General features: G+C 58.0%; 24 protein-coding genes. 13 read left to right on the plus strand and 11 right to left on the minus strand.

The genetic code is table 11. The features are described from left to right. Positions 1–8: 8 nt before the first annotated feature. The gene (locus SOM48_RS10180) at positions 9–932 is read right to left on the minus strand and encodes a LysR family transcriptional regulator (RefSeq protein WP_313276536.1); all 924 of its coding nucleotides are present in this window, start codon (positions 930–932) and stop codon (positions 9–11) included. A 101-nt stretch (positions 933–1,033) separates the two neighbouring features. Between SOM48_RS10180 and SOM48_RS10185 the strand changes: the two genes are divergently transcribed. Next, positions 1,034–2,101, plus strand: coding sequence for an SDR family oxidoreductase (locus SOM48_RS10185; protein WP_313276535.1), 1,068 nt, complete (start codon positions 1,034–1,036; stop codon positions 2,099–2,101). Between the two features lie 44 nt (positions 2,102–2,145). Here SOM48_RS10185 and SOM48_RS10190 read toward each other — a convergent pair whose 3' ends face one another. Further along, on the minus strand, positions 2,146–2,718 hold the full coding sequence (locus tag SOM48_RS10190; protein ID WP_320511876.1) for a CGNR zinc finger domain-containing protein: 573 nt from the start codon (positions 2,716–2,718) through the stop codon (positions 2,146–2,148). 137 nt (positions 2,719–2,855) lie between these two features. On the opposite strand from SOM48_RS10190, the gene SOM48_RS10195 reads away from it, so the two are divergent. After that, the gene (locus SOM48_RS10195) at positions 2,856–3,731 is read left to right on the plus strand and encodes an alpha/beta fold hydrolase (RefSeq protein WP_139567784.1); all 876 of its coding nucleotides are present in this window, start codon (positions 2,856–2,858) and stop codon (positions 3,729–3,731) included. A 25-nt stretch (positions 3,732–3,756) separates the two neighbouring features. Here SOM48_RS10195 and SOM48_RS10200 read toward each other — a convergent pair whose 3' ends face one another. After that, on the minus strand, positions 3,757–4,518 hold the full coding sequence (locus tag SOM48_RS10200) for a class I SAM-dependent methyltransferase (RefSeq protein WP_320511877.1): 762 nt from the start codon (positions 4,516–4,518) through the stop codon (positions 3,757–3,759). Between the two features lie 113 nt (positions 4,519–4,631). Here SOM48_RS10200 and SOM48_RS10205 point away from each other — a divergent pair, with 113 nt between their 5' ends. Then, a complete protein-coding gene (locus SOM48_RS10205; RefSeq protein WP_054803561.1) occupies positions 4,632–5,411 on the plus strand; it encodes a helix-turn-helix transcriptional regulator in 780 nt (259 codons plus the stop codon). A 40-nt stretch (positions 5,412–5,451) separates the two neighbouring features. On the opposite strand, the gene ymcF is transcribed toward SOM48_RS10205, so the two are convergent. Together ymcF and cspE are read right to left on the minus strand one after the other, a co-directional pair. After that, positions 5,452–5,640, minus strand: coding sequence for a cold shock small protein YmcF (gene ymcF / locus SOM48_RS22680; RefSeq protein WP_076769157.1), 189 nt, complete (start codon positions 5,638–5,640; stop codon positions 5,452–5,454). 10 nt (positions 5,641–5,650) lie between these two features. Beyond that, entirely contained in the window at positions 5,651–5,863 is a 213-nt protein-coding gene (gene cspE / locus SOM48_RS10210; protein WP_023480861.1) for a transcription antiterminator/RNA stability regulator CspE, read from the minus strand. Between the two features lie 362 nt (positions 5,864–6,225). Between cspE and uxuA the strand changes: the two genes are divergently transcribed. Then, positions 6,226–7,293: a mannonate dehydratase gene (gene uxuA / locus SOM48_RS10215; protein ID WP_076769158.1), complete on the plus strand. Its 1,068-nt coding sequence runs from the start codon at positions 6,226–6,228 to the stop codon at positions 7,291–7,293. A gap of 37 nt (positions 7,294–7,330) precedes the next feature. Here uxuA and SOM48_RS10220 read toward each other — a convergent pair whose 3' ends face one another. From SOM48_RS10220 to opgC, 6 genes are read right to left on the minus strand one after another with little or no spacing between them, the layout of a single operon-like run. Next, positions 7,331–7,831, minus strand: coding sequence for a P-loop nucleotide/nucleoside kinase family protein (locus SOM48_RS10220; protein WP_320511879.1), 501 nt, complete (start codon positions 7,829–7,831; stop codon positions 7,331–7,333). Between the two features lie 45 nt (positions 7,832–7,876). Beyond that, the gene (locus tag SOM48_RS10225; protein WP_139965704.1) at positions 7,877–8,311 is read right to left on the minus strand and encodes an ATP-binding protein; all 435 of its coding nucleotides are present in this window, start codon (positions 8,309–8,311) and stop codon (positions 7,877–7,879) included. A 3-nt stretch (positions 8,312–8,314) separates the two neighbouring features. Further along, on the minus strand, positions 8,315–8,653 hold the full coding sequence (locus SOM48_RS10230; protein WP_042718254.1) for an STAS domain-containing protein: 339 nt from the start codon (positions 8,651–8,653) through the stop codon (positions 8,315–8,317). After that, positions 8,653–9,843, minus strand: a complete 1,191-nt coding sequence (locus tag SOM48_RS10235; RefSeq protein WP_320511880.1) for a PP2C family protein-serine/threonine phosphatase — start codon at positions 9,841–9,843, stop codon at positions 8,653–8,655. Before SOM48_RS10235 ends, SOM48_RS10230 begins: the two co-directional genes overlap by 1 nt. A gap of 9 nt (positions 9,844–9,852) precedes the next feature. After that, positions 9,853–10,758 carry a hypothetical protein gene (locus SOM48_RS10240; RefSeq protein WP_076769160.1) on the minus strand — a complete coding sequence of 302 codons (906 nt, stop codon included), beginning with the start codon at positions 10,756–10,758 and terminating at the stop codon, positions 9,853–9,855. Between the two features lie 11 nt (positions 10,759–10,769). After that, positions 10,770–11,987, minus strand: a complete 1,218-nt coding sequence (gene opgC, locus SOM48_RS10245) for an OpgC domain-containing protein (protein WP_288882118.1) — start codon at positions 11,985–11,987, stop codon at positions 10,770–10,772. A 295-nt stretch (positions 11,988–12,282) separates the two neighbouring features. Between opgC and SOM48_RS10250 the strand changes: the two genes are divergently transcribed. From SOM48_RS10250 to SOM48_RS10290, 9 genes are all read left to right on the plus strand, one after another. Further along, on the plus strand, positions 12,283–14,097 hold the full coding sequence (locus tag SOM48_RS10250; protein WP_076769162.1) for a glycosyltransferase family 2 protein: 1,815 nt from the start codon (positions 12,283–12,285) through the stop codon (positions 14,095–14,097). After that, positions 14,094–15,425, plus strand: a complete 1,332-nt coding sequence (locus tag SOM48_RS10255) for a DUF3131 domain-containing protein (RefSeq protein WP_076769163.1) — start codon at positions 14,094–14,096, stop codon at positions 15,423–15,425. Before SOM48_RS10250 ends, SOM48_RS10255 begins: the two co-directional genes overlap by 4 nt. Further along, complete coding sequence (locus SOM48_RS10260) at positions 15,422–16,966, plus strand: DUF3131 domain-containing protein (protein ID WP_288882114.1); 1,545 nt, start codon at positions 15,422–15,424, stop codon at positions 16,964–16,966. The genes SOM48_RS10255 and SOM48_RS10260 overlap by 4 nt, the downstream gene beginning before the upstream one ends. Further along, entirely contained in the window at positions 16,951–18,345 is a 1,395-nt protein-coding gene (locus tag SOM48_RS10265; protein WP_288882112.1) for a DUF3131 domain-containing protein, read from the plus strand. Before SOM48_RS10260 ends, SOM48_RS10265 begins: the two co-directional genes overlap by 16 nt. Continuing rightward, complete coding sequence (locus SOM48_RS10270) at positions 18,342–18,779, plus strand: globin family protein (protein WP_023480827.1); 438 nt, start codon at positions 18,342–18,344, stop codon at positions 18,777–18,779. The genes SOM48_RS10265 and SOM48_RS10270 overlap by 4 nt, the downstream gene beginning before the upstream one ends. After that, complete coding sequence (locus SOM48_RS10275; RefSeq protein ID WP_320511881.1) at positions 18,776–21,445, plus strand: response regulator; 2,670 nt, start codon at positions 18,776–18,778, stop codon at positions 21,443–21,445. The genes SOM48_RS10270 and SOM48_RS10275 overlap by 4 nt, the downstream gene beginning before the upstream one ends. Further along, complete coding sequence (locus SOM48_RS10280) at positions 21,435–23,627, plus strand: glycoside hydrolase family 2 protein (protein WP_320511882.1); 2,193 nt, start codon at positions 21,435–21,437, stop codon at positions 23,625–23,627. Before SOM48_RS10275 ends, SOM48_RS10280 begins: the two co-directional genes overlap by 11 nt. 60 nt (positions 23,628–23,687) lie before the next feature. Then, a complete protein-coding gene (locus SOM48_RS10285) occupies positions 23,688–24,473 on the plus strand; it encodes a phosphotransferase (RefSeq protein ID WP_320511883.1) in 786 nt (261 codons plus the stop codon). A 189-nt stretch (positions 24,474–24,662) separates the two neighbouring features. Then, positions 24,663–25,943, plus strand: a complete 1,281-nt coding sequence (locus SOM48_RS10290; protein ID WP_320511884.1) for a VWA domain-containing protein — start codon at positions 24,663–24,665, stop codon at positions 25,941–25,943. Positions 25,944–26,172: the final 229 nt, after the last annotated feature.

Raw genomic sequence — 26,172 nt, forward strand, 5'->3', positions numbered from 1 at the left:
CCGCCTTGTCATGGGTCAAGAGCAAGCGGCGGTGCGATAACTAATTGTTCGAGCGCGCTTAAGAGCGCATCGACTTTTGGCAGCAGCTGTTTACGCCGCGGCCAGACCAGGCTTAACGGCAACCCATCCGGCTGCTGGTGCGGCAGCAGGATGGCCAGCTCGCCGCGCGCTAACTGCTGATGCACCAGCCAGGTGGGCATCTGCCCGACGCCCAGCCCGGCGCAGAGCGCGTGGCGCTGCGCATCCACATCGCCCAGCGTCATGCGGTAAGGCACGCTGCGCCACTCCGGGTGTCCATCTTCCGTCAGCAATAACCAGGGTTTGCTGCTGCCATCGACGCGCTCATAGAGGATCGCCCGGTGGCGGAGCAGCTGCGCCTCGTTTTGCGGCGTGCCTTCCCGGCGCAGATAGTCAGGCGAAGCGCAAAAGACCATCTTTTCCCGCCCAAGCTGCCGGTGGCCAATCGACACCGGTAAGTCGCCACCCAGCCCAATACGCACCGCCACATCAATGCCTTCATCAAAGAGATCCACAAAGCGGTCAGAGAAGGTGATGCTGAGATCAATCTCCGGGTGCTGCTGGCAAAAGGGGATCAGCGCGGGCATCACGCCGAGCCGCCCGTAGGTGGTCGGCACCGCCAGCCGCAGGCGACCGGAAGGGATCGAGCGGTGCGCCGCCAGCACCGATTCGGCTTCCGCCAGCTCCTCAAGGATGCGAATGCAGGTCTGAAAATAGGCCTGCCCGGCATCCGTCAGCGTCAGGCGGCGGGTGGTGCGCTCCAGCAACCGCGAACCGAGGCGCGCTTCCAGCCGGCTGATGCTTTTGCTGATCGCCGAGCCGGTCAGATGCAGGCGCTCTGCGGCGGCGGCAAAACTTCCCTCTTCGACGCTGGCGACAAAAGGGACGATATCTTTCAGACGTTGATCGCTCATGGCATTACTGAATTGAGGTTATGAATGATGTGAATTAATAGCAGAGATAAGAATTAAATTCTCTATTAGGCTTTAAAGCTGATAAAGAAAAGGAGCCCCCTATGCAAAAACGTGCATTGATAGTCGGTATTAGTGGCGTGATTGGTCGCGCACTGGCAGAACAACTTAAAGGCGAAGGGTGGCAGGTCAGCGGCCTGTCGCGCGGCCGTGGCGCAATCCCGGACGGGTGCGAAAGCCTGACCGCCGATCTCACCGATACGGCAGCCGTCAACGAGGCGTTAAAAGAGGTGCAGGCTGATGCGCTTTTCTTCAGTGTCTGGTCGCGCCAGGAGAATGAGCAGGCCAATATCCGCGTCAACGGTGCCATCGTCAAAAACGTGATTGAGGCGCTCGGCGAGCGGCTTAACGGCAGCCACGTGGCGCTGGTGACCGGCCTGAAACACTACCTTGGCCCCTTCGAAGCTTACGGTAAAGGTGCTGTGCCGGTCACGCCGTTCCGCGAGGAGCAGGGTCGCCAGCCGGTGGAGAACTTCTACTACGCGCAGGAAGATGAACTCTTTGCCGGAGCGGAAAAGTATGGCTACCGCTGGAGCGTCCATCGCCCGCACACCATTATTGGCTATGCCCTCGGCAATGCGATGAATATGGGCCAGACGCTCGCCGTCTACGCCACGCTGTGCCGTGAAAAAGGCTGGCCGTTTATCTTCCCCGGCTCACCCGAGCAGTGGAACGGGCTGGCGGATGTTACCGATGCCGGTTTGCTGGCCGAGCAGCTGAGCTGGGCGGCGCAGAGCGAGCAGGCGGCGAATGAAGATTTCAACGCGGTGAATGGCGATGTCTTCCGCTGGAACTGGCTGTGGCCGAAGCTGGCGGCCTATTTCGGCATTGAAGCGGCGGCCTACCCGGCAAGCATGATGCCGCTGGAAAACCGCATGCAGGAGGCGCAGGCCGCCTGGACGGAGATCGCCGAAAAGTATCAGCTTCGCGAAGCGGATATCAACAAGCTGGCCTCCTGGTGGCATACAGATGCCGACCTCGGTCGCCCGATGGAAGCCTTTACGGATATGAGCAAAAGCCGCAAAGCGGGCTTTACTGGCTACCGCTCAACGCCGGACTCCTTCTTTGCGCTGTTTGATCGCCTGAAACAGGAAAAGATCATCCCGCGTTAAGGATCAACACCCGGCGCGAAACGACGCGCCGGGCGCATTGGCAGTCAGCTTTTTGCGCGAAACCGGGCCACTTTTGCCCGGTTACCGCATAAGGCCATGCTGCACCAGCGGCGGCGGTGCGCTTTGGTTTTATCATAAAACCAGAGTGTGCACTCAGGGTGCTCGCACTGGCGAACGTAGGCAAACTCCCCTTCTGCAAGCAGGTATGCTGCGTTTTCCGCAATGGGTGCCAGCACCTGTTGTGGTGTAGTGAGCTTATATTTGCGCTCAACACGCAGCGTTTCTCCGCCATCATCGCTTATCTGCAAATAACTCTGCGCCTGCGCCAGCCAGGTATTGAGCGCGTTCAGCGCCAGCGTCTCTCCCCTTTTTTTCGCCGTCACTAACTCCCGGATCGTGGTGCGCAACGCGCGCGCAGCCGCCAGCAGCTCGCCCGGTTCACCTATGGCTGCGGCGGCAAAACCCACATGATTTAGCCACAGAAGCACATCCTCATCGGACTGCAAAAAGTCATGGGGCGAGTGCTCAGCCATCGCCAGCGTATTGATAAAATCCAGCGCCCGCTCATCGGCAATAAACCACGGGCCGTCAGGCCTTGTGGCGGTTGAAGTGGTCATTATCGTGGCTCCTGAAGTTTGCGTGCTGCGCATTGTAACCGATAAAATTAATTTTACACAGTTACAAAGCTACGCCATACTCCATTTCGTCGTAACCTTTTAAATATCATTTTAACGGTTTCAGAGAAGGAGTGATTATGGCTGGCAATACCCATTTCCCGGTTCGCTATCAGTTTGTCGAAGCTGACGGCGTGAAGGTTTTTTATCGCGAAGCCGGTGATCCGGTGAACCCGACTTTACTGCTGCTGCATGGTTTCCCCAGTTCGTCCCACCAGTTTCGTGAATTGATCCCGCTGTTGGCGGATAAGTTTCATCTTATCGCCCCGGATCTCCCCGGCTTTGGTTTTACCGAAGTCCCTGCGGATCGCCATTATCTCTACACCTTTGATGGGCTTGCGAAGACGCTGATCGATTTTGTCGATGCGCTCGATCTGCAACGCTTTGCGATCTATGTCTTCGATTACGGCGCGCCGACAGGCTTACGACTGGCGGTGCACTATCCGCAGCGCATCAGCGGTTTTATCTCACAAAACGGTAATGCCTATCTTGAAGGGCTGGGCGATGCGTGGGCGCCGGTGCGGGCTTACTGGGATGAGCCGTCTGCCGCGAATCGCCAGGCGGTGAATGATGCCATCCTCAACCTGGAGGGGACAAAGTGGCAATATCTGCACGGCGTAAGCGATCCGACGAGCGTCGCGCCAGAGGGATATCAGCTCGACGCGCTGTTAATGGAGCGCCCGGGGAACCGCGAGATCCAGCTGGATCTCTTTCTCGACTATGCCAACAACCTGACCCGCTACCCCGCATTTCAGGCATTCTTCCGCGCGGTGCAGCCGCCAGCGTTGATCATCTGGGGCAAACACGATCCCTTCTTTATTCCGCCGGGAGCTGAAGCCTATAAACGTGACAACCCCAATGCGGTGGTTGAGTTACTTGATACCGGTCACTTTGCACTGGAAACCCACGTCGGCTATATCGCGCAGCGTATTCGTGAAGTGCTTAGCGAAATTTAGCGCCCGGAACGCGGGCGCATGCGGCTTAAGCCTGTGCCTGAAACATCAACGTGTCGGAGGTGAAACTGCCCTGCTCGTCGAGAGCAAAATGGCTTTTCACCTCATCAGAGGTGGTCTGTTGCAGGTAGCGGATCGCCGCGCGCAGCACCTCCGGGGTTTGCATACGCTCAACCCAGGAGGTGTACTCCAGCGCCAGGCGGCCGGTGACCAGCTTCTCCACCAGCAGGCCGTTTTGCTGCGTCATCTGCAACCACTCCCCCGGCGAGAAGTTGCGAACATGGGAGGGATCGCGCAGCACTTCGATGGTTTGCAGCCAGATATCCAGCACCGGACGGCCCGGCGAGGTGATATCCATCAGAATGAACTTCCCGCCGGGTTTCAACACGCGTTGCACTTCACGTAACGCCTGCGGCACATCGTGCCAGTGGTGCGCCGAGTAGCGGCTTATTACCACATCAAATTCGCCTTCAGCAAAGGGCAGCGCTTCTGCCGCGCCGTGAACGGTGCGCAGATTGCTGAACTGGCGATCGCTGGCGGCCTGGCGCACAACGGCCAGCATCTTCTCTGATAAATCATACGCGGTGACATCGCGCACCACGCCTGCGGCAACAAAACTGGCATGCCCTGCGCCGCAGCCTAAATCGAGCACTGAGGCCGCCGGGTTTTCACCCAGCCACTGCGCCAGACGCACTAAATCCTCCCCCTGGGAATGTACCTGGCTGCTTAAATAGGCCTGCGCCCGATCGCCAAACTGCTGCTGCGTTAACTGATGATGATTTACGGCCATGCTCTTTTTCCTTTTCGTGATGGATGACGACAAACCGGCTCAGTTGCGACTGTACGACCCTTTTTATAGGGGTACAATATGGCTACTTATACTGGTATTAGCAGGTACCACCCATGGAAAACACCCTCTTTGCCGGGCCAAAAGCGCTGGGCGAGTTCTTACGATCCCAGCGGGAAAACACCCTGCCTGCGGACATTGGTTTGCCCGCTCAAGGTCGGCGGCGCACGCGCGGGTTACGGCGAGAAGAAGTGGCGCAGCTCAGCGGCATCAGCACCACCTGGTATACCTGGATTGAGCAGGGGCGCGATATTGTTGTCTCGCCGCAAACCCTGTCGAATATCGCCAACGTATTAAGAATGAAGCCAACGGAGCGAAATTACCTCTTCCATCTGGCGCGGCAAAACGATCCGCAGGAAGAGCATGTGGTGACGGTGGAAAAAGAGGTGCTGGCCTCGGTGCAGCAGATGGCGTGCCCCTGCTATCTGCTCGATTTAACCTGGACAATGCTGGCGTGGAATAGGGCAGCCGAAGCGCTTTTCAGCGGCTGGCTGGACAGCGATCCGCAGCCGAATATGATGAGTTTTATGTTCCGTCATCCGCTGGCGCGCACGCTGGTGGCCGACTGGGAGCCGCGCGCCAGCCGCATTGTGGCGGAGCTGCGCGCCGATGCGATGCACTATCCGCACGATCGGGCCCTGAATAGTTTTGTTGAGAGTTTGCGTAGTGAGAGCGAGCTGTTTCGCACCTTCTGGTCGCGCCAGCAGGTGGTAGTGCGCGAAGGCGGCGAACGGGTGTTTATGCATGCACAGCGCGGAGAGTTGCACTACCGGCAGATGACCTGGCAATTAACCAGTAATCGTTCGGTAAAAATGATTATGTTAGTCGGGGAGTAAAAAAGAGGCATAAAAAAAGGCCAGTAAACTGGCCTTTTTATTATTTACGGAATTCCATCGTAACGTGGTTTGACTGCATAATCGCGGCGATATTATCAAATGTCATCATTGCAGATTTGCAAAAAATACATTTGGCACCGGCCGGGTTTTTCTCAGTCACGTCAAAATTGGAGACTCTGTATTGCGACCCGTGACAGCACGGGCAGCGGAAATGGATATGGTTCGTAATAAAATCGTCCTTAGCGCGGCACTACGTTAGCAGCGGCTGGGCCTTTCGCACCATTTTCAATGGTGAATTCAACTTCCTGATTTTCATCAAGAGTGCGGTAGTTATCGCTCTGGATTGCAGAGAAGTGTACGAATACATCTTTGCTGCCATCTTTAGGAGTGATGAAGCCAAAGCCTTTCTCAGCGTTGAACCATTTTACGATACCAGTCATTTTATTAGACATGTTTGTTACCCTTTTGTTTTAGTGGCCTTTTTAGGCGGCAATGGTCTGAGGCATTATTTATCAGCGTGTAAAGAGACCCAAAAAGAAGTAACTATCGAGGTACTTAGAGATGAGAGAGACTTTAGTGGACTACTGGCTGGAGATAATGATTTATCAAACCGACGAGTCATTAACGCACGGTTATGGCTTAGGGCGCAAGGCTTTATTTAGAAACTTTTGTCAGCATTACGTAAACGTTAGATAAGCAGCGTAACGCGAAAATGGGTTGTGTGAAGAGGATCGCAAAAAGATAGCGAACTGCGCGTTACTATCAATACTAGTATGGCAGTTAAAGCCATGGACTAATAAAGGTGGTAACAAGCATGCAAATGACAATGCGCTGGTTTGGGCCAGTCGAAGATAAAATTCCGCTGGCGCATATTCGCCAGGTTCCAGGCGTTGAAGGCGTAGTGGGCGCGCTGTATGACGTTCCGGTCGGCGAGGTGTGGCCGCAGGATAAAGTGCGCGCGCTGGCCGATCAGGTTCAGCAGGCCGGGTTAAAAATGGAGGTAATTGAGAGCGTCAACATTCACGATGACATCAAAATCGGCTTGCCGAGCCGCGATCGCTTTATCGCCAACTACCAGCAAACCATCCGCCATTTAGCGGAGATCGGCATCAAAGTCATCTGCTACAACTTTATGCCGGTGTTCGACTGGATGAAGACCGAGATGAACTACGTCCTGCCGGACGGTTCTGTGACCATGGCGTTTGAGAAAAAAGGCATCGATAAAACGCTGGATGAAGTGGTGAAAGAGGTGCTGGAGAACTCTAACGGCTTCGCGCTGCCGGGCTGGGAGCCAGAGCGGCTGGCGAAAGTACAGGAGCTGTTTGCCAAATATAAAGATGTCGATGAGAACACACTGCGCCAGAACCTGGTCTATTTCCTTGAGCGCGTGATCCCGGTGTGCGAAGAGGTCGGCATCAAAATGGCCATCCACCCGGACGATCCGCCCTACTCTATCTTCGGCCTGCCGCGCATTGTGAAAAACCGCGACGATCTTGACTGGATCTGTAATGCCGTCAACTCTGAGGCCAACGGCATCACTTTATGCACCGGCTCCATCGCCGAAGATCCGGATAATAACGTCTACGAGATTCTCGCCGAGTTTACCCGCCGCAGGCGCATCCACTTCGCCCACGTGCGCAATATCAAGCTGATTCAGGATAAGGATTTCTACGAATCGGCGCACCTTTCGCGCTACGGCTCGCTCGATATGTATGAGGTGATGAAAGCCCTGCATGACAACGGCTTTAATGGCTATATTCGCCCGGATCACGGCCGTTTTATCTGGGGCGAAACCGGGCGTCCGGGCTATGGCCTCTATGACCGCGCGCTCGGCGTCACCTATCTGCACGGCTTATGGGAAGCGCTGGAAAAACGCCACTAACCCTGACCAACGGCACCGGTGTTTACCGGTGCTCTTCCTAATAGCGGCGCACCTTAAAGCCCTCTTCATCGGCAGGCGGCACAAAGTAGCGGGTAATCAACTCAAACTGCGCATCGGTGGCGGCGAAATCGTGCTCGCCCGCCGCATTACGCTGGCGCAGGCGCGCTTTACAGGCCTCATCGCTTACCACGAGATAGTGCAGCAGATGTTGCGCCCCGGCATCCTGAATAATCGACATCATCCACTGACGGCTGGCAACGGTATTGGCGGGGAAATCGAGGATCACATTTACCCCGGCCTGTAACAGGGCGATGACATGGGGCTTGATCGCCCGCTTAAGCACCGCGGAGTAGTGCACATAATCCTCTACACTGTGCATCGACTCTTTAAACAGCAGTGCCAGCCAGCTATCTTCACTGAGCACCACGCTGCCCGGCGTTTGCGCAAGCGTTGCCGCAAGGGTCGATTTTCCGGAAGCAATTTTGCCGCAGAGAATATGCAGCGTTGGCCCGTTTTGGCTTGTCTCATCAATGCGCATGCTATGGCTCCCGTTAGCGCTTAACCCGAGCCCCGAGCATACGAGTTAGCCGCTCGCCTCTTCAACTCCCCATTTTTTGCACAGCGTGGCGATATTAACGTCGGCCTGGCGCTGTACGGTAAAGCTGTCAACGCTGAGCAGGATCAGCTTCAGCCCGCGCCCGCTCTCCAGATCCGGTGCCATCTCAAGGCCATTTTCCTGCTGTGCCGCCAGTAAGCGTTCAGCGGGAAACGGCTCGCCATTATCGCGAAACGTCAGTTGCACCTCCTGCGCACTGGCGGCAAACGCGATGCTAAAGGTGGCTGCGGCCTGCTGATGCAGGCTATGGCGAATAATATTGGTCGCCACTTCGCACACCGCCAGATCGAGAGAGAAACGCCAGCCCTCATCCACCGGCAACGCGGCCATCTGCGCGTTCAGCCACTCAGCAAGCGGCGAGAGCGCGGTGAGCGAGGCGGGGAAAGTTATCTCGCTAGCCATAATTCACAGCCCAAGCAGTTGCAGAGCGGCGGCCCGGTCCGCGCTGATGCGAAAAATGCGGTCCATGCGCGTCAGGGTAAACATATTTTTAATGCCGGGGTTGAGGGCGCAGAGCACCATTTCGCCTTTGCCGTTCATCATCTTCATTAATGAAACCAGCGTGCCGAGGCCGCTACTGTCAATAAAATCGACCTTGCTGAAATCGACAATCAGCGCACGCGGCTCATCACCCATCTCGCGGGCAATCGCCTCTTTAAAAGCCGCTGAAACGGAGGCATCCAGCCGTCGAATCGCCGGCGTAAGGATCGTCACCTGCGGCTGACGTTCGCTATCGATATTCATCACTTCTCTCCATTTCGCTCAATAATTAACAGGGAAACATCATCTGCCATCTGCTCGCCGTTGCGCCAGCCGGTTAAGTGCTGGCCGAATTGTGGCAGAAGCGCGCCGATTGCCTCATTAACGTGCTGTTGCAGCCACTGCTGCAAGCGTTGCGGGCCAAACTGCTCGCCTGCGGGGTTTTCACATTCAGTTATGCCGTCGCTAAAGAGGCAGAGCCGCTCGCCGGGGCGTAGCTCAAAATCAACATCATCCCAGTTGAGATCGGGCATCAGCCCAACCGGTGCGCCGCCGCTGCCAATCGGCGTGACCTCGCCTGCGGGGGTGACAATAAAAGGAGTGGGATGACCGGCCTGGCAGAGCCTGCCTTTGCCGCTCGGCAAATGGATAACGCCGTAGATCATCGTGAAATAGCTCATGATCTCCGCCTCTTCGCTGCAAAAGCGGCTATTAAGCATGCGCACCACCTCTGCGGGCGAAGCGACGCTGCCATCAGCAGAAAAGAGGAAACGCTCCACCACGCGGCCCTGCAAAAACTGCCGTGCTACCGCGAGGGACATCATCGCCGCACCGACGCCGTGACCCGAGACATCAACACAGTAAAACCCCAGATGGTCGTCTAGCTGAAAGAGGTTAAACACATCGCCGGAGACCCACGCGGAGGGCAGAAACAGCCAGTCGGAAAAGTAGTCGTGATAGCGCAATTGATGGGCGGGCAGAATCGAGTGCTGAATGCGCGCCGCGGCTTGCAGATCCTGCTCAATCTGCTGTAACGCCTCGCTGAGCCGCGCGTTGCGTGCCGCCAGCGTCGCCTCCAGCGCCAGAATACGCGAACCGGCATGCAGCCGCGCGCGCAGCTCGCTCTGCTCCACCGGCTTGCTGAGAAAGTCATCCGCGCCCGCATCGAACCCCTGCGCCAGGTCGCCGGGGTTTTCCCGCGCGGTGAGCAAAATCAGGTAGATATAGTGGCCAAACTGCCGTTCGCGGATTTCACGGCACAGCGTTAAGCCATCCATCTCCGGCATCTCCCAGTCGCTTATCACCATGCTGACGGGTGAGGTAGCCAGCATCTCCAGCGCGCTGACACCGTTTTCCGCTTCGCTGACCACATAGCCCCACTGCGCCAGCATGCGTGAGAGCAGGCGGCGATAAATGGGCGAATCCTCCACCACAAGCACATGCTGTTGGGCCACGGCGGCTCCTTATAACGGTAAAAACCAGATCAGGCTGACGGTCCCTTCGCGGAATTTGCCATTGCCGCTCTTATGGCCGGGGTAGCGCGTGCCGGCGAAGTTGGCGTACTGCAACGAGAAGGAACCCGGCGTGTAGCCTGCATAACCAAAGCTGTAGCTGTAATCGCCGTTCCACGGCTGCTGCTGGCTGCGATCCGGGAACCAGAAGGCGGTAGCGCGCACAAAGAAGTGCTGTTTAAAGGTGTAACCGCAGCCGCCAAGCACCACGTTTTTGTTCTGCTCAATATCGTTACTCTTCAGATCGTAGTAACGCGGCACCCAGCTGTAGCCGACCTGGCAAATCAGTGAATCGCCTTTGTTAATCAGTAGCTTATTTTCAACGGGTTTCGGCAGTGAGAATTTATAGGCCAGCGTCACCGCCCCCTGTTCAAAATAGGTTTTGCGCTTGCTGCCCGACGTCCAGAAGTGGTTATCGCCATAGTTGCTGTAGACCAGGCTGACGGTGTTGGCATGCCAGTCGTCATAGCCAAAGCTGTAACGGAAATCGGTGGTGTAGCGGCTGGTATCGGTCACCGGCACGCGGGTGGTGATATTGGCAAACCAGAAGCTGTAGGGTGAGTATTGCAGGCTCAGGTTAACGGTCTGATTCACCTTTCTTTTCTGCTCGGCGCTGCTGGAACTATTCGGGATAGTTACCCACTGCTCTTTCAGGCCTGTACCAAAGCTGAGCGCGCCGGAAAAGGGCTTGTTATTACCGGAAAAAAGACGCCCCCAGCGGCTGGTAAAGACGCCGACCTGCACCGGGTCGCCATTGCTGTCACGCAACGACTCGCTCTCCGCTTCACTCTTTTGCGCCGCATTTGCTGCCGGTAAGGCAGCGAGCAGCGCGCAGGCCAGTAAATATCTCTCCCGCATTAAGCCTTTCCTCAGTTAGGTATCCAGCGCGCGCCAACATTGTATTTCGCCAGCAGCCACAGCACGCCGAGCGCTGCCGCATGCACCAGCGTGTTGACGATCCACGCCTGTCGCCAGAGATCGAAGGTGACGAACTGGCTCACCGCCAGCACCACATAGACATGCAGAATAAAGACATACAGCGAGTGCTGACCCAGCGGGATAAGAAACCAGCCGGTCAGGCGATAGATGGGCCGCCAGCACCAGGTCAACAGCAGATAGACCGTCACCATCAGGCTGATATCATTCAGCACCCGCACCGGGCCAAGGCCGTTTTTCGCCGCCCAGGTGTGGTAAAACGCGTTGAAATCGGCAGGTGGAATCACATGCATCAGCAGTTCCGGCGGCATAAAGGGGTTGGTGTGGTTCTGGGCAACGAAGCCTAAAATCAGCGCAACGATCACCAGCGCCACAATCACCACTTTGCCCGGCGGCGTGCGCGCCAGCGAGAGCAGTTCTGCCTTGTACCAGCCGCAGCTCATGCCAAGGACGAAAATAAATTGCCAGGCGAGCAGCGGAAAGGCGAACTCAAACTCGGACACCGTCACCCGCACTGGCCAGCGCTGCCAGCAGCCATACACCAGCAGGGAGAGGCTCAATAACCACCACACCCTGCCCTGTTTAAGCAGCGCCAAAAAGAGCGGGCTTAATAGCAGCAGGAAAATATAGAGGCCAAGGATTTGCGTCTGGTGCGGCCCGATTTGCAAATAGAGCACGATGTTAAACCATGTCTCTTTTATTTGCGGCGTCACCGGATAAAGCGACCACGATGTTCCAGAAAAACGGTCGGTAAAGTGGGTCACTTCAAATACATTTAAAAAAGGTAAAAACCCGAGCAGCAGCATCGACAATATGATGATGATATTAACGCGATATATTTTCCACGCCCGCAGATATAATCCCCAGCAAATCGTTAATAGCGCCGCTTTTTGCAACCGCGCCCGATTAAGCATCCCCAGCATAAACCCGGAGAGAATAACAAAGCCTTCGGCACCGGTCGTTAAGCCAAAACGCTCCCACGAAAATATATTAAATATCGACATCACTTCCGTATGCGCCACCACCATCATCACCAGCGCAATACCGCGCATTAAATCAATACGCAAATCGCGGCTACCGGCAACGGCATAGCGCCATGTCGTTGATTCTATGCTCTCTTTTTGCGGCAGCGCGGGCGCCATCTGGCTCATAAATAGACCTGTTAAGGGCAGCAATAAAACAACAGGGAAATTATTTAGATAGCTTAAATACGCCTGACTGGCAATGTTAGCGAGGCGAAAAGCGCAGCGCTAAAATCGTTCAAATTGATATTAAATTAACTGCAACGAATTATTCCGCGTTGCGCTTTGCTGGAAACTTTTAATCAGCCATCTACACTTACATTACTTTTTGTTTTACCGGGAAGTTATTACGCCAGGCCGCGAAACAGGTCCGCCTGGGTATTATCTGATTTCTTATTATTACGGAATAAAGATAACAACCGCTATGGGCTTCTACTTTTCCCGATTTGAAGATCGCAAACCGCCCGAGCCGCTGAAAACGCCGCGCTGGGCGATGATTACCTGGCAGATATTAGCGGTTGCGGCGCTGATTCTGGGTGCGAATTATATCTACTGGCGCTGGACGGCGTCGCTGAATATGGATGCCCTGTGGTACGCCATTCCGCTGGTATTAGCAGAAACGCTGGCGTGGATTGGTACGGTGTTATTTACCATCAACCTGTGGAAGGAGGAGGATCCGCCGCAAGCGCCGCCGCCGCAGGAGATCAATGACTGCCTGGGCGCAGATGAAGCGGTCGAACCGCGCCCGGTGAAAGTGGACCTCTTTATCGCTACCTACTCCGAAGATGTTGAACTGGTCAGGCTCTCCATCCGCGATGCGATGAAAATGGCGTACCCCTTTCCCCTCGATTACCGCGTGCATGTGCTGGATGACGGGCGACGCCCGGAGATGAAAGCCGTCTGCGACGAAGAGGGAGTCAATTACATTACCCGGCAGACCAACATCGGCTACAAAGCGGGTAACCTGCGCAACGGCCTTGAGCAGACCGACGGCGATTTTCTGGTGATTTGCGATGCTGACACCCGCGTCTTCCCGACCCTGCTCGCCCACACCCTCGGCTACTTCCGCAACCCGGATGTGGCGTGGGTGCAGACGCCGCAATGGTTTTACGACCTGCCCGCCGGGGAGAACCTCTCCCGCTGGCTGGAGCGAAAAACCGGCAAAGTGGGTTATGCCTTCGGCTGGCTGGCGCAGAAAATCGTTGGCCCGGTGACGATGGGCCGCGATCCCTTTTTTAACGATCCGCGCATGTTTTACGATGTGATCCTGCGTCGCCGTAACTGGGCCAACGCCGCCTTCTGCTGCGGCGCGGCGTCGGTGCACCGGCGCGAAGCGGTGATGCAGGCAGCGCTGCGCAGCTATGTCTGGACGGTGGAGGAGGAGATTGACCGCCATACGCGCGATATCCGCGATCCCGCCACCCGCGAGGCGCTCCAGGAGGCGATGCGCCCCCACGTCGCTTTCGATACCGAACTGACGCCCTATAAATTTCACGTCTCGGAAGATATCTACACTTCGATCCTGCTGCATGGCGATGCGGCGCGAAACTGGCGCTCGGTGATGCACCCGCGTATCGAATCAAAAATGCTATCGCCGCAGGATATGCTGACGTGGATGATCCAGCGCTTTAAGTATGCCGCCGGATCGCTCGATATTCTGTTTCATGACAATATCTTCAGCCGCCGCCGCTTTAAGCTCTCGCTGCCGCAAACCCTGATGTACGCCACCACCTTCTGGTCCTATATGGCCTGCGTCTGGAACGCCATTTTCCTGATTTCGCCGATTATCTACCTCTTTACCGGCATTCCGCCAGTGTCGGCCTGGTCGACGCCCTTTTATCTCCACTTCCTGCCCTTTTTTATCCTCTCGGAGCTGGCATTTATGTTTGGCACATGGGGCATTTCCGCTTGGGATGGGCGCGCATCCTATCTGTCGTTCTTCTCGATGAATCTGCGGGCGCTAAATACGGTGCTGCGCGGGGAGCAGATCAAGTTTCACGTTACGCCGAAGGAGCGCCAGACCGGGCGCTTTCTCTACCTGGTGAAACCGCAAATCGCCATTGTGCTGCTCACCCTCACCGGGCTGATTTGGGGCGGTATTCAGGTGGCGCGCGGCCAGGTGGATGATCCTTCAGGCTATGTCATCAATATCTTTTGGGGTGCCGTCAACATTGCCGCGATGTTGCCGCTGATCCTCGCCGCCATCTGGACGCCGGACGAAGAGGAGGCGCGAACATGAGAACGCGCGACGCACTGCTTTCTGCACGCAGTTACATCACTATCCTGCTCGGTTTTCTGCTCGGCTTCGCCATCGTGGTGTGGGTGGAAAAACAGATGCCAACCCGCGTTGAGAGCAGCGGCGGCATGGCGCTCAGTAAAGATTTCCCGCCGCTGCCCACCTCGCGTGCGCTCACCTTTGAAGAGGCAATCTGGGCGCGCGTGGCCTGGCAATATTACGTCAACAATACGCAACCCAACGGCCTGCCGAATGCCCAGGATGGGCAGGCGTGGTTCAGCTTATGGAGCGCGGGCAGCTATCTGCTGGCGGTGATTGCCGCACAACAGTTACACATCCTCAGCGAAGCAGAGAGCGATGCGCGCATCAGCAATGCGCTGGCAACACTCGGCGGGCTGCCGCTGACGCCGCAGGGAGTGCCGGCGGCCTACTATCACTCCGATACGCTGAAAATTCTCGGCAAACCGGAAAGCTCCGCCATCGGCATGGGCCGCCTGCTGGTGGCGCTGCAAACCCTGCTCTGGCGCTCGCCGCAGCACGCGGAGGCGGTGCGCGATCTCTTTAACCGCTGGCAGGTGGGCGCGCTTATCGTCACCAGCGGCGCAACGCAGGCCGCCGCGCCGCTGCATCACTGGGCGCTGGCCACCGATGAGCCGCGCAACAGCTTTGGCTATCGACTTTATGCCAGCCATACGCTGCGGCTGATCGACAGCGCCGCCGGGCTGGCGGTCACCAACCCGCCTGAGGGGCAGCAGATGATCGATATCGACGGCATTATGGTGCCCGATGAGGGGCTGCGCACACCGTGGGGACGCCAGCCTTCGCTCATTAGCCTCCCCTATCTGTTAACTGGCCTTGAGCTGGGCTTTGATGCGCAGAGCGCCGAAATTGCCTTTCGCATCATGCAGATCCAGCAGCGCCGCCACAGCCTGCGGGTGCGCAAACCACCCATCAGTACCGACTATGCCGAACCCGCACCGGACTTTATCAATGACCTGCCCAACCGCCAGCCTATCGATAACGAGGCGCTGCGCGATGCGCCGCCGGAGCTGACGGCGATCACCTCTACCCGCTCGGCCTTCGCCTGGTATGCCCTGTTTCGCAACAGCTGGAGCGAGGCCCTGCGCCAGCAAGCGCAGGTGCTGCAAGTGCCGGGCAAAGGGTGGCAGCGCGGGCATAACCTCAATAACAGCGTGAACAGTGTGATTGATGCCGACACCAATGCCATCGTGCTGGAGAGCCTGGCCTATATCGCCCACGGCCAGATGCTGTGCCTGGCCTGTTTTAATCCCGCGCCCCGTTCCCCTTCGTCAGCAGGAGCTACGCCATGAAGCTGAAAGCACTTCTCTTTTTTCCCCTGTTGGCAGGGCTGATGGCGCTCTGGATGACGCTGAGCCAGGCGCGCGCCGGCGATCTTCCGGCATCGGACTATGCGCCGCGCAGCGGCAAGCTGACGGCGCAAGAGATGACGATGGCGAGAAACGCCTGGCAATACTTTGTCGCCAACTACCAGCCCACCACCGGGCTGGTTAACGCGGTAAACAAATACCCCTCCACCACCATGTGGGACAGCGGCTCCTACCTTGCTGCGCTAACGGCGGCACGCGAACTGGGGATTATCGATAAAGCGGAGTTTGACCGGCGGATGCTCAAGATCCTTGCCACCATCAACAAGCTGGATCTGTTTCGCAATGAACTGCCTAACAAAGCCTACAACACCCTCACCGCGCAGAAGGTGAACTACACCAACAAACCGGGCGAGATTGGCTTCTCGGCGCTCGATATCGGCCGCATGTTGATCTGGCTGAAGGTGATCAAAGAGCGCTACCCGGAGTATGGCAACAGTATCGATAACATCGTGCTGGGCTGGGATTTTAGCCATGCTGTTGACCCGTGCGGCACGCTCTACGGTGCTTACCTCGAAAACGGTCAGCCGAAATATGTGCAGGAGGGGCGCCTCGGGTATGAGGAGTATGGCGCCGCCGGTTTCCAGCTGTGGGGCTTCAACACCTGCCAGGCGAGCCGACCGCAGCCTTATGAACTAGCGGAGATCTACTGCGTGCTGGTGCCCTACGACACGCGCGATCCGCGTGCCACCTCGCAGCACAACTATGTGGTGACTGAATCCTATCTGCTCTACGGCCTTGAGTTCGGCTTTGATAACCCGAACGATCGCAACAACAGCCCGCGCAACTACTCCCATCCGTGGATGAAAAACTTCGCCGACCGCGTCTACCAGGCGCAGGAGAACCGCTACACCATTACCGGCGTGCTCACCGCACGCTCCGAGCACCAGCTCGATAAAGCCCCCTACTTCGTCTATGACACGGTCTACACCGATGGCTATGACTGGAACACCATCACCGATAAAGGGCAGTTTATGCCGAGCGCCGCCGCCGTCTCCCTGAAAGCGGCGCTCGGCATGTGGGTGCTGTGGGATTCGCCTTACACCGATCGCCTGATGAGCGCTATCGAGAACGCCAACGAAGAGGGCAAGGGTTACTACGAAGGGCTGTATGAGAATGGCGACGGCCCGATCAAAGAGTTCACCGCCAACAACAACGGCATCATGCTTGAGGCGCTGCTATTCAAAAAAGAGGGCAAGCTGCTGCAATTCAACACCGATAACCCGAAAAACCGTAACTTCGCCCCGTCGCTGTGGGAGAAGAAGCTGGTCGATCTGTTTGAGGAGAACAACGCCCGCCGTAACCGACCGTTCCTTGAGAGCACGCCGTCGGTGAAAAACTGGTGTCAGCAGACCGGCACCACCCAGCGCACGAAACCTGCCTGCCAGGCGTGCCAGTGCGCCTCCTGTAATGCGGATGAGCCTGTGAAGCTGCCGCCGGTGACTGCGCAATGTCTAAAACCGTAGTTCGCTGGCTGGCGATCCTTCTGCTGCTGCTCGCCGCCGCCTTTGCGCTATTTAGCGAGGGCGGCGCAGGCTGGCGCTGGCTGACGAAAGGGGCGTGGAACACCACCGCGCGCGTCAGCAGCCTGACGCCGCAGGAGCGCGAGTGGGCCGCCATCGCCTGGCGTTACTTCGTCAATAACACCCAGCCGCAAACCGGGCTGGTCAACGGCAGCGACAAGCAGCCGCGCGTTACGCTGTGGCAGATGGGCGACACGCTTATCGCCCTGCTGGCGGCAAAAGATCTCGATCTGGTTGATGATAAGGAGTTTGATGCGCGCCTCACCCGCCTGCTCGGCACCCTCAACCGGCTGATGCTCACCGATACCCGCACGCCCGGCAGGCTCTACTCCAGCCAGACGGCGACCATCGTCGACTTTAGCGGCAAGCCGGTGAAGAGCGGCTGGTCGGCGAAAGATATGGCGCGGTTGATGCTGGCGCTGCGCCTGACCGCCGAACGCGCGCCGCAGTACCGCGAGTATCTCGACAAAGTGATCCTGCGCTGGAACTTCTGCCCGGTCATGGATGGCGAAGGCGAGCTGTGGTCCGCCTCGCTGCAAAACGGCCAGCCGGTGGTGCGCGAAGAGCTGCGCCTCGGCGAGAGCGAATATGCCGCCAGCGCCTTCCGCCTGTGGGGTTTCCCGGCCGGGAAAGCGCTCACGCCGCCGTCAAAAAACGTCATCATCTACCAGCGCAGCCTGCCGGTGGATGCCCGCGATCCGCGCACTACCTGGCAGCCGTCAATCCTCTCAACGGTGCCAGCAATGTTGCCGGGGCTGGAGTTTGGATGGCAGCCGCCGGGGCTGAGTGACGAGGTGCAAACCCTGCTGCGCGATCGGGCGCAGGGCGTCTGGCTGACACAGAAAACGCGCTGGGAAAAAGAGAAGACCCTCACCGCCCGCGCCGACTTCACCCTCGCGCAGGCACCGTGGCACGTGGAGGACAGCGTGTGGGGAAATGGCTATGCGTGGAACACCCTCGGCGATGACGGCAAATACTACCCGCGGCTGGCGCAGGTGACGACCAAAGCAGTGTTTGCCTTGTGGGTGTTGTGGGACACCGCCTACACCAATGCCCTGATGGCGGTGACGGAACACTTGAACGATCCCGAACGCGGCTGGTTTGAGGGGCGCGTTGAAGCGACGGGCGATATCAACAAAATGGTGACGCTCTCCACCAACGCGATGGTGCTGGAGGCGCTGCTCTACAAAGCCAACGGCGGGCCGCTCTTTCGCGACGGTTTAATCGACGATGAGAGCTATTTCGTGCGCCGCACGACAGATGAATTTAACAAACCCGGCCTCTGCCTGCCGGGTGAACGCACCCCGAGGGCCGCGCCATGAAATTCTACCGCGATCTCTTTGAAGCGAGTCTGAGCCGCGTCTTCCCGGATGATGAGAAACGCGCCTTCTTTAACGCCTTCTACACCACCTTTATGCATATGTCGCCAGAGACAGAGCAGCACTTCGCCCGCCTTGAGAATGAAGAGGGTCAACAGCTGGTTTATAAGAGCTTCTTTGCCATGCTGGCGGTCGACGGCGCGCTGTTTGTGCCCGATTTCCTCGAGCGGCTGGCGCGTGAGCAGAGCACCGACGGCCTGCGTTTGCCGCCGCGCTTTTTTGCCCTCTGGCGGGAAGCGATGTTAATTACCGTGCGCCAGCGCGACCCGCAGTGCGATGAAGAGACGCTGACCGCGTGGGCGATGGCGATTGCGCCGGGGCTGGAGTACCTGCGTCGCCAGGCGGAACTGCACTACCAGGCCGGGGAGGCATCATGACAACAGCCTGCCATTTTGACCTCAACGCCCTGCCCGCGGCGGTGCTGATCTACGATCGCCACGAGCGGCTGCTGGCGTGGAATGCGCAGGTAGAGGCGTTTTACCCGGCGCTGGCCGGCGGGCTAAAGCCGGGCGCGACGCTGCAAAGCCTGGCAGAGAAGTTTATCGACGCGGCCTATAACACCGACCCGAGCCGCCGCCAGACGCTGCGCGAGGCGATCATTCGCAACTGCCGCCAGGATAGCCACCGCGAAGTGCGCCAGGCCGGGCAGCGCCGCCTGTTTGTTCAGCACCAGCGCCTGGCGGATGGCAGCATCGTCAGCCTGCACAGTGACATCACGCAGCTGGATGAAGCCCAGCGCTCGCGCCAGCAGTTGCACGATGATTTCCTGCTCACCGCCGACTCTATTCATATTGGTATCTGGGACTGGCAGATCTCGGCCGACAATTTGCAGGTCAACGACACGCTGCTGACGATGATCGGCCTTCCGCGCAGCCAGTGGCACCATCCGGCGCGCTTTCTGCTCAGTCTGGTGCATGAAGAGGATCGCGCCCGCCTGCGCCAGGCGATGCAGGGCTCAACTCGCCACCACGTTCCGGTGTTTGAGTGTGAAATCCGCGTTCGCCATCAGAGCGAGGAGTGGCGCTGGATGCTGCTCTCCGGCCAGGTGGTAACGCTGACCATGCAGGGCAATGCGGAGCGGGTGATCGGCACGTTGCAGGATATCACCCGCCGTAAAGAGGCGGAGCTGCTGGCGATTGAGGCGGCGAAGGTGGCACGCGACGCCAACGAGGCGAAGAGCGCCTTTCTGGCGAATATGAGCCATGAAATTCGCACGCCGATGAACGGTATTCTCGGCATGACGCAACTCTGCCTCGACACGCAGCTCAGCAGCGAGCAGCGCGAGTACCTCTCGCTGGTGATGAGTTCGGCACAGTCACTGCTGCATATCATCAATGACATCCTCGACTTTTCGAAAATCGAGGCGGGCAAAATTATCCTCGATGAGGAGCCGCTGGAGATCCGCCCCTTTATCCAGGCGCTGATCCGCCCGCATATGCCCGCCGCCAGCGAAAAAGGCATTGAACTGTTGGTCGATATCGATCCCGCCGTGCCGGAGGTCGTCTCCATCGATGGCCCCCGGCTGCGGCAGATCCTCACCAATCTGCTCGGCAACGCGCTGAAATTTACCCATCAGGGTGAAGTAGTGCTCGCCATCTCGCCGGGCGAGGAGTCTGGTAGCTGGCGGTTTGCGGTGCGCGACAGCGGCATCGGCATTCCCGCCGAAAAGCAGCAGGCGATCTTCGAAGCCTTCAGCCAGGCAGACAGCTCTACCACCCGCCGCTATGGCGGCACCGGGCTGGGGCTGACCATCTCCGCGCGGCTGGTGAAGATGATGGGCGGCGAGCTGGCTGTGACCAGTGAACCGGGCGTGGGCAGCGAGTTCGCGTTCAGCTTAACACTGGTAAGCCAGCCTGCCGCACTGGCGGCAATGCAGATGACGCGTTTTAGCGGCGAGCGGGTGCTGGTGGTGGATGATAACAGCACCAACCTGCGCCTGCTGGAGACGATGCTGACGCAGATGGGGCTGGTGCCGCACTGCGTCGATAACGCCCACCAGGCACTGCGCCTGACGGCAGAGAGCGAACCCTTTCCGCTGATCCTGCTTGATGCGCAAATGCCGGAGATGGATGGCATCTCGCTGGCGCTGGAGCTTTCGGTGCTGCCGCAGGCGAGCCAGAGCCGCATCATTATGCTCAGTTCCATGAACCGCCACTTCGATGCACGCATGCTTAAACGCATCGGCATCGCCCACTACCTGCATAAACCGGTGGCACAAAGCGAGCTAAACCAGGCGATCGCCAGCGTGCTGGCACCGGGTCGCCTGCCGGATCCGGTTGCCGTCGAACAGCCTGTCGCGCCGCAAGTGGCAGCACACGCGCTGCGGATTCTGCTGGCGGAAGATAATCTGGTGAACCAGAAACTGGCGCTGCGTCTGCTGGAGCGGCTCGGCCATCATGCCGAGGTGGTTGATGACGGGCGTGCGGCGCTCGATCGCTGGCATGAAGGGGGCTGGGATCTGATCCTGATGGATCTGCAAATGCCCGGCATGGATGGCGAAACGGCGATCCGCCTGCTGCGCGAAGAGGAACGGATGCATGCGCTCAGCCACCAGCCGGTGATCGCCATGACCGCGCACGCCATGCAGGGCGATAAAGAGCGCTGTCTGGCAATGGGGTTTGATGGCTATATCGCAAAGCCAGTAAGCCAGCAGGCGCTGCACGATGAGCTGACCCGCATCACACAACGTGACGATGAAGGGTTGCCCACGCAGAGCGCCCTGCTGACACAGTGTGCCGACGATGCTGAACTGGTTAACGAGCTGCTGGCCCTGTTTAGCGAAAGCGTCGGGACAATGCAGGCCAGGATTGCCGATGCCATTCACACCAACGATCGCGACGGCCTGCGGCGCGCGGCGCATAAACTGCGCGGCGAGGCGATCGCCCTCGATTTCACCCGTCTGAGCCAGTTGCTGCAACAGCTTGAGAGCCAGGCCATCAGCCTCGATCAGCAAGCACTGGATAACCTGCACACGACGCTTCGCGAGGAGTTTGTGCGCGTTGAGGCGTGGCTGCAACGCCGGGAGGCAAACCATGATGCGTAACGCGCTGCTGCTGTCGCTCTTACTCTCAACCCAGGCTTTTGCCACCGCGCTGCCCGTCACCTGGTCCCTTGCCGGGGAGTGGCGCGTGCACGATGCTAACGATCCCACTTTCGATGGCGTCAGCGCCTCCAGCGCCGACTGGCGCACCCTGCGCGTGCCCGCCAACTGGTACAGCGACGGGCTGGATCACCAGGGCGCGCTCTGGTACCGCCACAGCTTTACCCTGCCTGAGCAGTCTGCCGATACGCTGGCAACACTGGTGTTTGACGGCGTCGACTACCTTGCCGACGTGACGCTGAACGGCCAGCGCCTGGCACACCATGAGGGCTACTATCAGCGCTTCCCGGTGGATGTCAGCCAGGCGCTACGCCGCCATAACCAGCTGACGGTGCGCGTCGATAGCCCGTTTGAAGATCCAAAAACTATCTGGCCGCTGCATAAAACCATGGTCAAAGGGGTGCTGAACCAGCATGACACTCGCCCTGGCGGTGCCTGGTCGGCACAGGGGCAGGATGCCAACTCCGGCGGCATCTGGGCACCGGTCCGGCTGCACCTTAGCCGCGGGGCGGCAATTGATGAAGTCATCCTGCGCCCGCTGTGGCAGGAGGGGCTGGCGAAGCCAATGCTGCGCGCCGAGATCCGCTACCGGGCGAAACAGGCCGGGCCGGTGACGCTGCGCCTGGCGGCGAAGCCGGATAATTTTTATGGTCGTGACTACCGTCAGGAATTCCCGGTCACGCTAGAGACAGGCGACAGCAAGGTGCTGACGGTGACGCTGCCGATGGAGGCTGCCAGGCTCTGGTGGCCGGTGGGGCACGGTAAACCCAACCTCTACCGCGTTCGCGCCTCGCTGATCGATCGGCAAGGGGTGATGGATACCGCCGTCACCCGCACTGGCCTGCGCAAAATGGAGGAAGCGCCGGATAACAAAGGCTGGCGCATCAACGATAAGCGCCTTTTTGTGAAGGGCAGTAACTATATCGGCTCGCCGTGGCTCGGCACCATGACGCGCGCAAAGTATCGCCAGGATTTCGAGCTGGTAACGGGGATGAACGCCAATGCGATACGCGTGCATGGTCATGTCGCCGGGCGCGCGCTGTATGACGTTGCCGATGAGATGGGGCTGATGATCTGGCAGGATGTGCCGTTGCAGTGGGGCTATAACAACAGTAGCGAATTTGCCGATAACGCCGCCCGCCAGACGCGGGAGATGGTGGCGCAGTTCGGCAACTCACCAGCGATTGTGGCCTGGGGTGGACACAACGAGCCGCCGTGGAACTCGCCGTGGATGGAGAAGCGCTTTAAAGACTGGAATAAAGATCTTAACCGCGAGCTGACGCAGAAGGTGGCGGATGCGCTGGCTGAGGATACTTCGCGTATCGTGCACCGCTTCTCCGCCGTGGAGGAGCACTACTGGCAGGGGTGGTATTTCGGCACCATGCGCGATGTGCTGGCTCCGGCGAAAACCGGCATCATTACCGAGTTTGGCGCGCAGGCGCTACCGCGCCTCTCGACCCTCAAAACCATTATTCCCGCCAGCGAGATGTGGCCGAAGAGTACCGATGCGAAAGATCCCGGCTGGGATCGCTGGAAGTATCACAACTTCCAGCCGTTCCAGACCTTTGGCTTTGCCAACGTGCCGCGCGGCGAGAATATTCAGCAGACCATCGATAATACCCAGCGCTACCAGGCGGAGCTGGTGGCAATGGCGGCAGAGAGCTATCGCCGCCAGCGTTATCAACCAGTTACCGCCCTGTTCCACTTTATGTTTGTTGAGACCTGGCCGTCGATCAACTGGGGCGTCGTTGACTATCTGCGTCAGCCGAAAGCGGGCTACTACGCGCTGAAAACCGCCTATCAACCGCTGCTGCCCTCTATCGAGCCGGTCACGGCAAACTGGCAGACTAACAAAGCAAATATCCTGCGGCTGTGGGCGATTAACGATAGCTGGTCGGCCTGCGAAAAGTGCACGCTGAAGTGGCGCATCACGCAAAACGACAGCAGCCTGGAGAGCGGTGAGCTGCCGCTAACCCTCGAAGCGGACTCTGGCCAGATGGTGAAAGAGGTTTCGGTAACCCCCACCGCGCCCGGTGAAGCCAGGATCGCCTACTGGATTGAAGACCAGCAGGGCAAAGTGGTCGGTAAAAACGCACGCGTGGAAGCAGTGACCGCCGCACCGTGACAGGTGCGGCCATAACCTTTACTCTGCTGGTTATCGCAATGTCCTTACCCTGGAGCATCGATGACAACAGAGAATCTGGCGCAAATGGGCGCCGCCCGGGTGGTGAAGCGGGTTAACGCCACCGGAATAGCCGTGATTGAGAAAGCGCCGGTCAGCAAGGTTGAGTACGCCTTCTACCACCAGGTTGCGCCCGAGCTAAACCGCGCGGAAATCCTTACCCCAGCCTTGCTGGCAGCCGATGCCAGCACGCTCGCCCTCACCCTTGAAGCGATTCCCTACCCTGTTAGCCAGCAAAATGTCGCGAACGACGCCATCGTGTCGATGCTGGCACGGTTACACCGCTTTGCGCCGGATAAAAACTGGCACTACCACCCCCATCGCTGGCCCGACGCGCAGCTGGCGCTGAGCCTGCAACTGCTCGCCTTACCGGAAGAGGCCGCCAGAGTGTTGCGTCGCTGCCAGCGCGACAGCGACAGACTGTTTGCCGAAGCGGGCCTGATTTCCGGCGACAGTAATGTTGGCAACTGGGGACAGCGCGAGAACGGCGAGTTTGTGCTGTTTGACTGGGAGCGGTTCAGCACCGGTCACCCGGCCATTGATTTAGCCCCGCTGATTAAAGGTATGGGTACGCCTGAAGAGTATCGACACCTCGCGGCGCGCTACTGCCGATTTAATCCGCGGTCAGAAAATGATCTCGCTCGCGATATTGCCTTAGCGAAAGCGTGGATTGTCAGCGAAGTGATTACGCTCCTTCACAAGCGACAGAAAGCGGATTTTCCGCGTTTTCAGCACTGGTATCGCAGCTATTTGCCCGACTGGCTGAGGGAAGTGGAAAAAATGATGTGAGCCAATAATTGAGACTGCCTGCGGGGTTATTCGGATAATAAAAGCCTAATAGCGGCAAAATATCATACGTTTCTCCCGACGCAATTGTTTACTCCTTATTTCTGGTAGGTTGTATTTAAGATTATACTCATTACCCTTTCAGTTAAATGGGATAGTCACGTATGAATAACTGATAGCGTAATGATATAAATGATAAGAATAACAAGGATCGTTAAACCTTCAGTTGAATTAACCGATTATGCCGCGTCATTTTCGCCTTTTCGTACGCTCCTCGAAACCTATTTACCCGCCTCTATCCAAAATTTATATGCCCGCCCGGTTATCGCCGATGATGGTGCCGTTGAGTGGTATAGCGATATTAATGGTCAGCCGCGCCGCTTACTCGATCTGAGTAAAACCGAGCAGAGCCGCGCCCGCGCGCTGCTGGAACAGCGTCTCGACAGCGTTCGGGCCCTGCATCAGAAGCTGGCGCAAAGCGGGAGCGAGCCAGAAACAATGCTGCGCCTGCTACAGGCGGCCACCCACTCTCCTGCACCTGAGCAGGTGTGGGTGATCGACGGCCATCCGGTCATCGTCCCACCTGCGGAGGGCGCGCCCCGCGCCGCTGCTGCCGCCACCACTGCCGCTGCCGTCTCAAGGCGTCGCTGGTGGCCGTGGCTTTTACTTCTGGCTCTGCTTATCGCCCTGATTCTGTTGCTGCTGTCACGCTGTTCGCCACTGCACGAAACAGCAGCACCCGTCACGCCCGCGCCACCAGCTGTAACGCCCGGCGAGCCGGTGAAACCTGAAACGACACCCGCGCCGCACGCGCCGGTAAAACCCACCAAAGCGGTCTGCCCGGCGCAGCGAACCCAACAGCAAGCCCCTGAAATGGTGGTAATTATGGACGCCTCCGGTTCGATGGCTATCACCATGGATGCCACGCAGGATGAGTTGATCAGCTGGAACCAGGGGAAATATGTCGAGAATATCGAACGTGAACCGCGCCGTATCTCGCTGGCGCGTAACGCGGCCAAAGGCATTATTGACACTATCCCGCGCGATATGAACATCAGCCTGGTGGCGGCGGAAAACTGCCGTCAGGTCTCCCTGTCGCCCAGCTTCCCGTTTGCCCAGCGATCGGCGCTGAAAAAGCGCATTGAAGGTATTCAACCGGTCGGTAAAACGCCTCTCGCCGAAGCCTTAGCACTGGCGGGCAAAAAAGTGGATGGGGTTAACCGCGATGCGATTATTTTGCTGGTTTCCGACGGAGATGAAACCTGCGGCGGCGATCCCTGCCAGGTTGCCCGCGAGCTGAAAAAGAGTAAACCGCGCCTGCAGGTGAATGTCGTCGATATTATGAGCACCGGTGCAGGAAATTGTATTGCCAGCAGCACCGGCGGCAAAGTTTTTGCCGTCAACAATACCCGGGAATTTAAGCAGATCATGAAAAAGGCGATGCAAGAATATATTCCTGAGGGCTGTGAATAATATTCACAGAGAGAAACTATTAGGCACGCTGGTATTTTTTCGCGTAATACATCGCCGCGTAAAATTTCCCTTAGTGCTAAATAAAATGCGCTTAACGCCGATAACGCTTTACCGTTTTCGCATTTTCCCATGCTGAGATGAGCAATTTAACCCTGTCTGAAACAGCGTATTTAGGGTTAATTCTGCTCATTTTTACCTTTTAGAAAACACAGGACCTGCCAACGTGAAA

Origin of the sequence: Kosakonia sp. CFBP8986 (genome assembly GCF_034044935.1) — a bacterium.
GTDB lineage: Bacteria > Pseudomonadota > Gammaproteobacteria > Enterobacterales > Enterobacteriaceae > Kosakonia > Kosakonia cowanii.

Coding starts and splice junctions, on each gene's coding strand:
- SOM48_RS10240 (WP_076769160.1), bottom strand. CDS start 10,758: ATGCGGGAGAGATATTTACTGGCCTGCGCGCTGCTCGCTGCCTTACCG.
- uxuA (WP_076769158.1), top strand. CDS start 6,226: ATGCAAATGACAATGCGCTGGTTTGGGCCAGTCGAAGATAAAATTCCG.
- SOM48_RS10250 (WP_076769162.1), top strand. CDS start 12,283: ATGGGCTTCTACTTTTCCCGATTTGAAGATCGCAAACCGCCCGAGCCG.
- SOM48_RS10205 (WP_054803561.1), top strand. CDS start 4,632: ATGGAAAACACCCTCTTTGCCGGGCCAAAAGCGCTGGGCGAGTTCTTA.
- SOM48_RS10230 (WP_042718254.1), bottom strand. CDS start 8,653: ATGAATATCGATAGCGAACGTCAGCCGCAGGTGACGATCCTTACGCCG.
- SOM48_RS10220 (WP_320511879.1), bottom strand. CDS start 7,831: ATGCGCATTGATGAGACAAGCCAAAACGGGCCAACGCTGCATATTCTC.
- SOM48_RS10260 (WP_288882114.1), top strand. CDS start 15,422: ATGAAGCTGAAAGCACTTCTCTTTTTTCCCCTGTTGGCAGGGCTGATG.
- SOM48_RS10280 (WP_320511882.1), top strand. CDS start 21,435: ATGATGCGTAACGCGCTGCTGCTGTCGCTCTTACTCTCAACCCAGGCT.
- opgC (WP_288882118.1), bottom strand. CDS start 11,987: ATGAGCCAGATGGCGCCCGCGCTGCCGCAAAAAGAGAGCATAGAATCA.
- SOM48_RS10225 (WP_139965704.1), bottom strand. CDS start 8,311: ATGGCTAGCGAGATAACTTTCCCCGCCTCGCTCACCGCGCTCTCGCCG.
- SOM48_RS10200 (WP_320511877.1), bottom strand. CDS start 4,518: ATGGCCGTAAATCATCATCAGTTAACGCAGCAGCAGTTTGGCGATCGG.
- SOM48_RS10290 (WP_320511884.1), top strand. CDS start 24,663: ATGATAAGAATAACAAGGATCGTTAAACCTTCAGTTGAATTAACCGAT.
- SOM48_RS10195 (WP_139567784.1), top strand. CDS start 2,856: ATGGCTGGCAATACCCATTTCCCGGTTCGCTATCAGTTTGTCGAAGCT.
- SOM48_RS10270 (WP_023480827.1), top strand. CDS start 18,342: ATGAAATTCTACCGCGATCTCTTTGAAGCGAGTCTGAGCCGCGTCTTC.
- SOM48_RS10275 (WP_320511881.1), top strand. CDS start 18,776: ATGACAACAGCCTGCCATTTTGACCTCAACGCCCTGCCCGCGGCGGTG.
- SOM48_RS10255 (WP_076769163.1), top strand. CDS start 14,094: ATGAGAACGCGCGACGCACTGCTTTCTGCACGCAGTTACATCACTATC.
- SOM48_RS10180 (WP_313276536.1), bottom strand. CDS start 932: ATGAGCGATCAACGTCTGAAAGATATCGTCCCTTTTGTCGCCAGCGTC.
- SOM48_RS10285 (WP_320511883.1), top strand. CDS start 23,688: ATGACAACAGAGAATCTGGCGCAAATGGGCGCCGCCCGGGTGGTGAAG.
- SOM48_RS10185 (WP_313276535.1), top strand. CDS start 1,034: ATGCAAAAACGTGCATTGATAGTCGGTATTAGTGGCGTGATTGGTCGC.
- SOM48_RS10265 (WP_288882112.1), top strand. CDS start 16,951: ATGTCTAAAACCGTAGTTCGCTGGCTGGCGATCCTTCTGCTGCTGCTC.
- SOM48_RS10190 (WP_320511876.1), bottom strand. CDS start 2,718: ATGACCACTTCAACCGCCACAAGGCCTGACGGCCCGTGGTTTATTGCC.
- cspE (WP_023480861.1), bottom strand. CDS start 5,863: ATGTCTAATAAAATGACTGGTATCGTAAAATGGTTCAACGCTGAGAAA.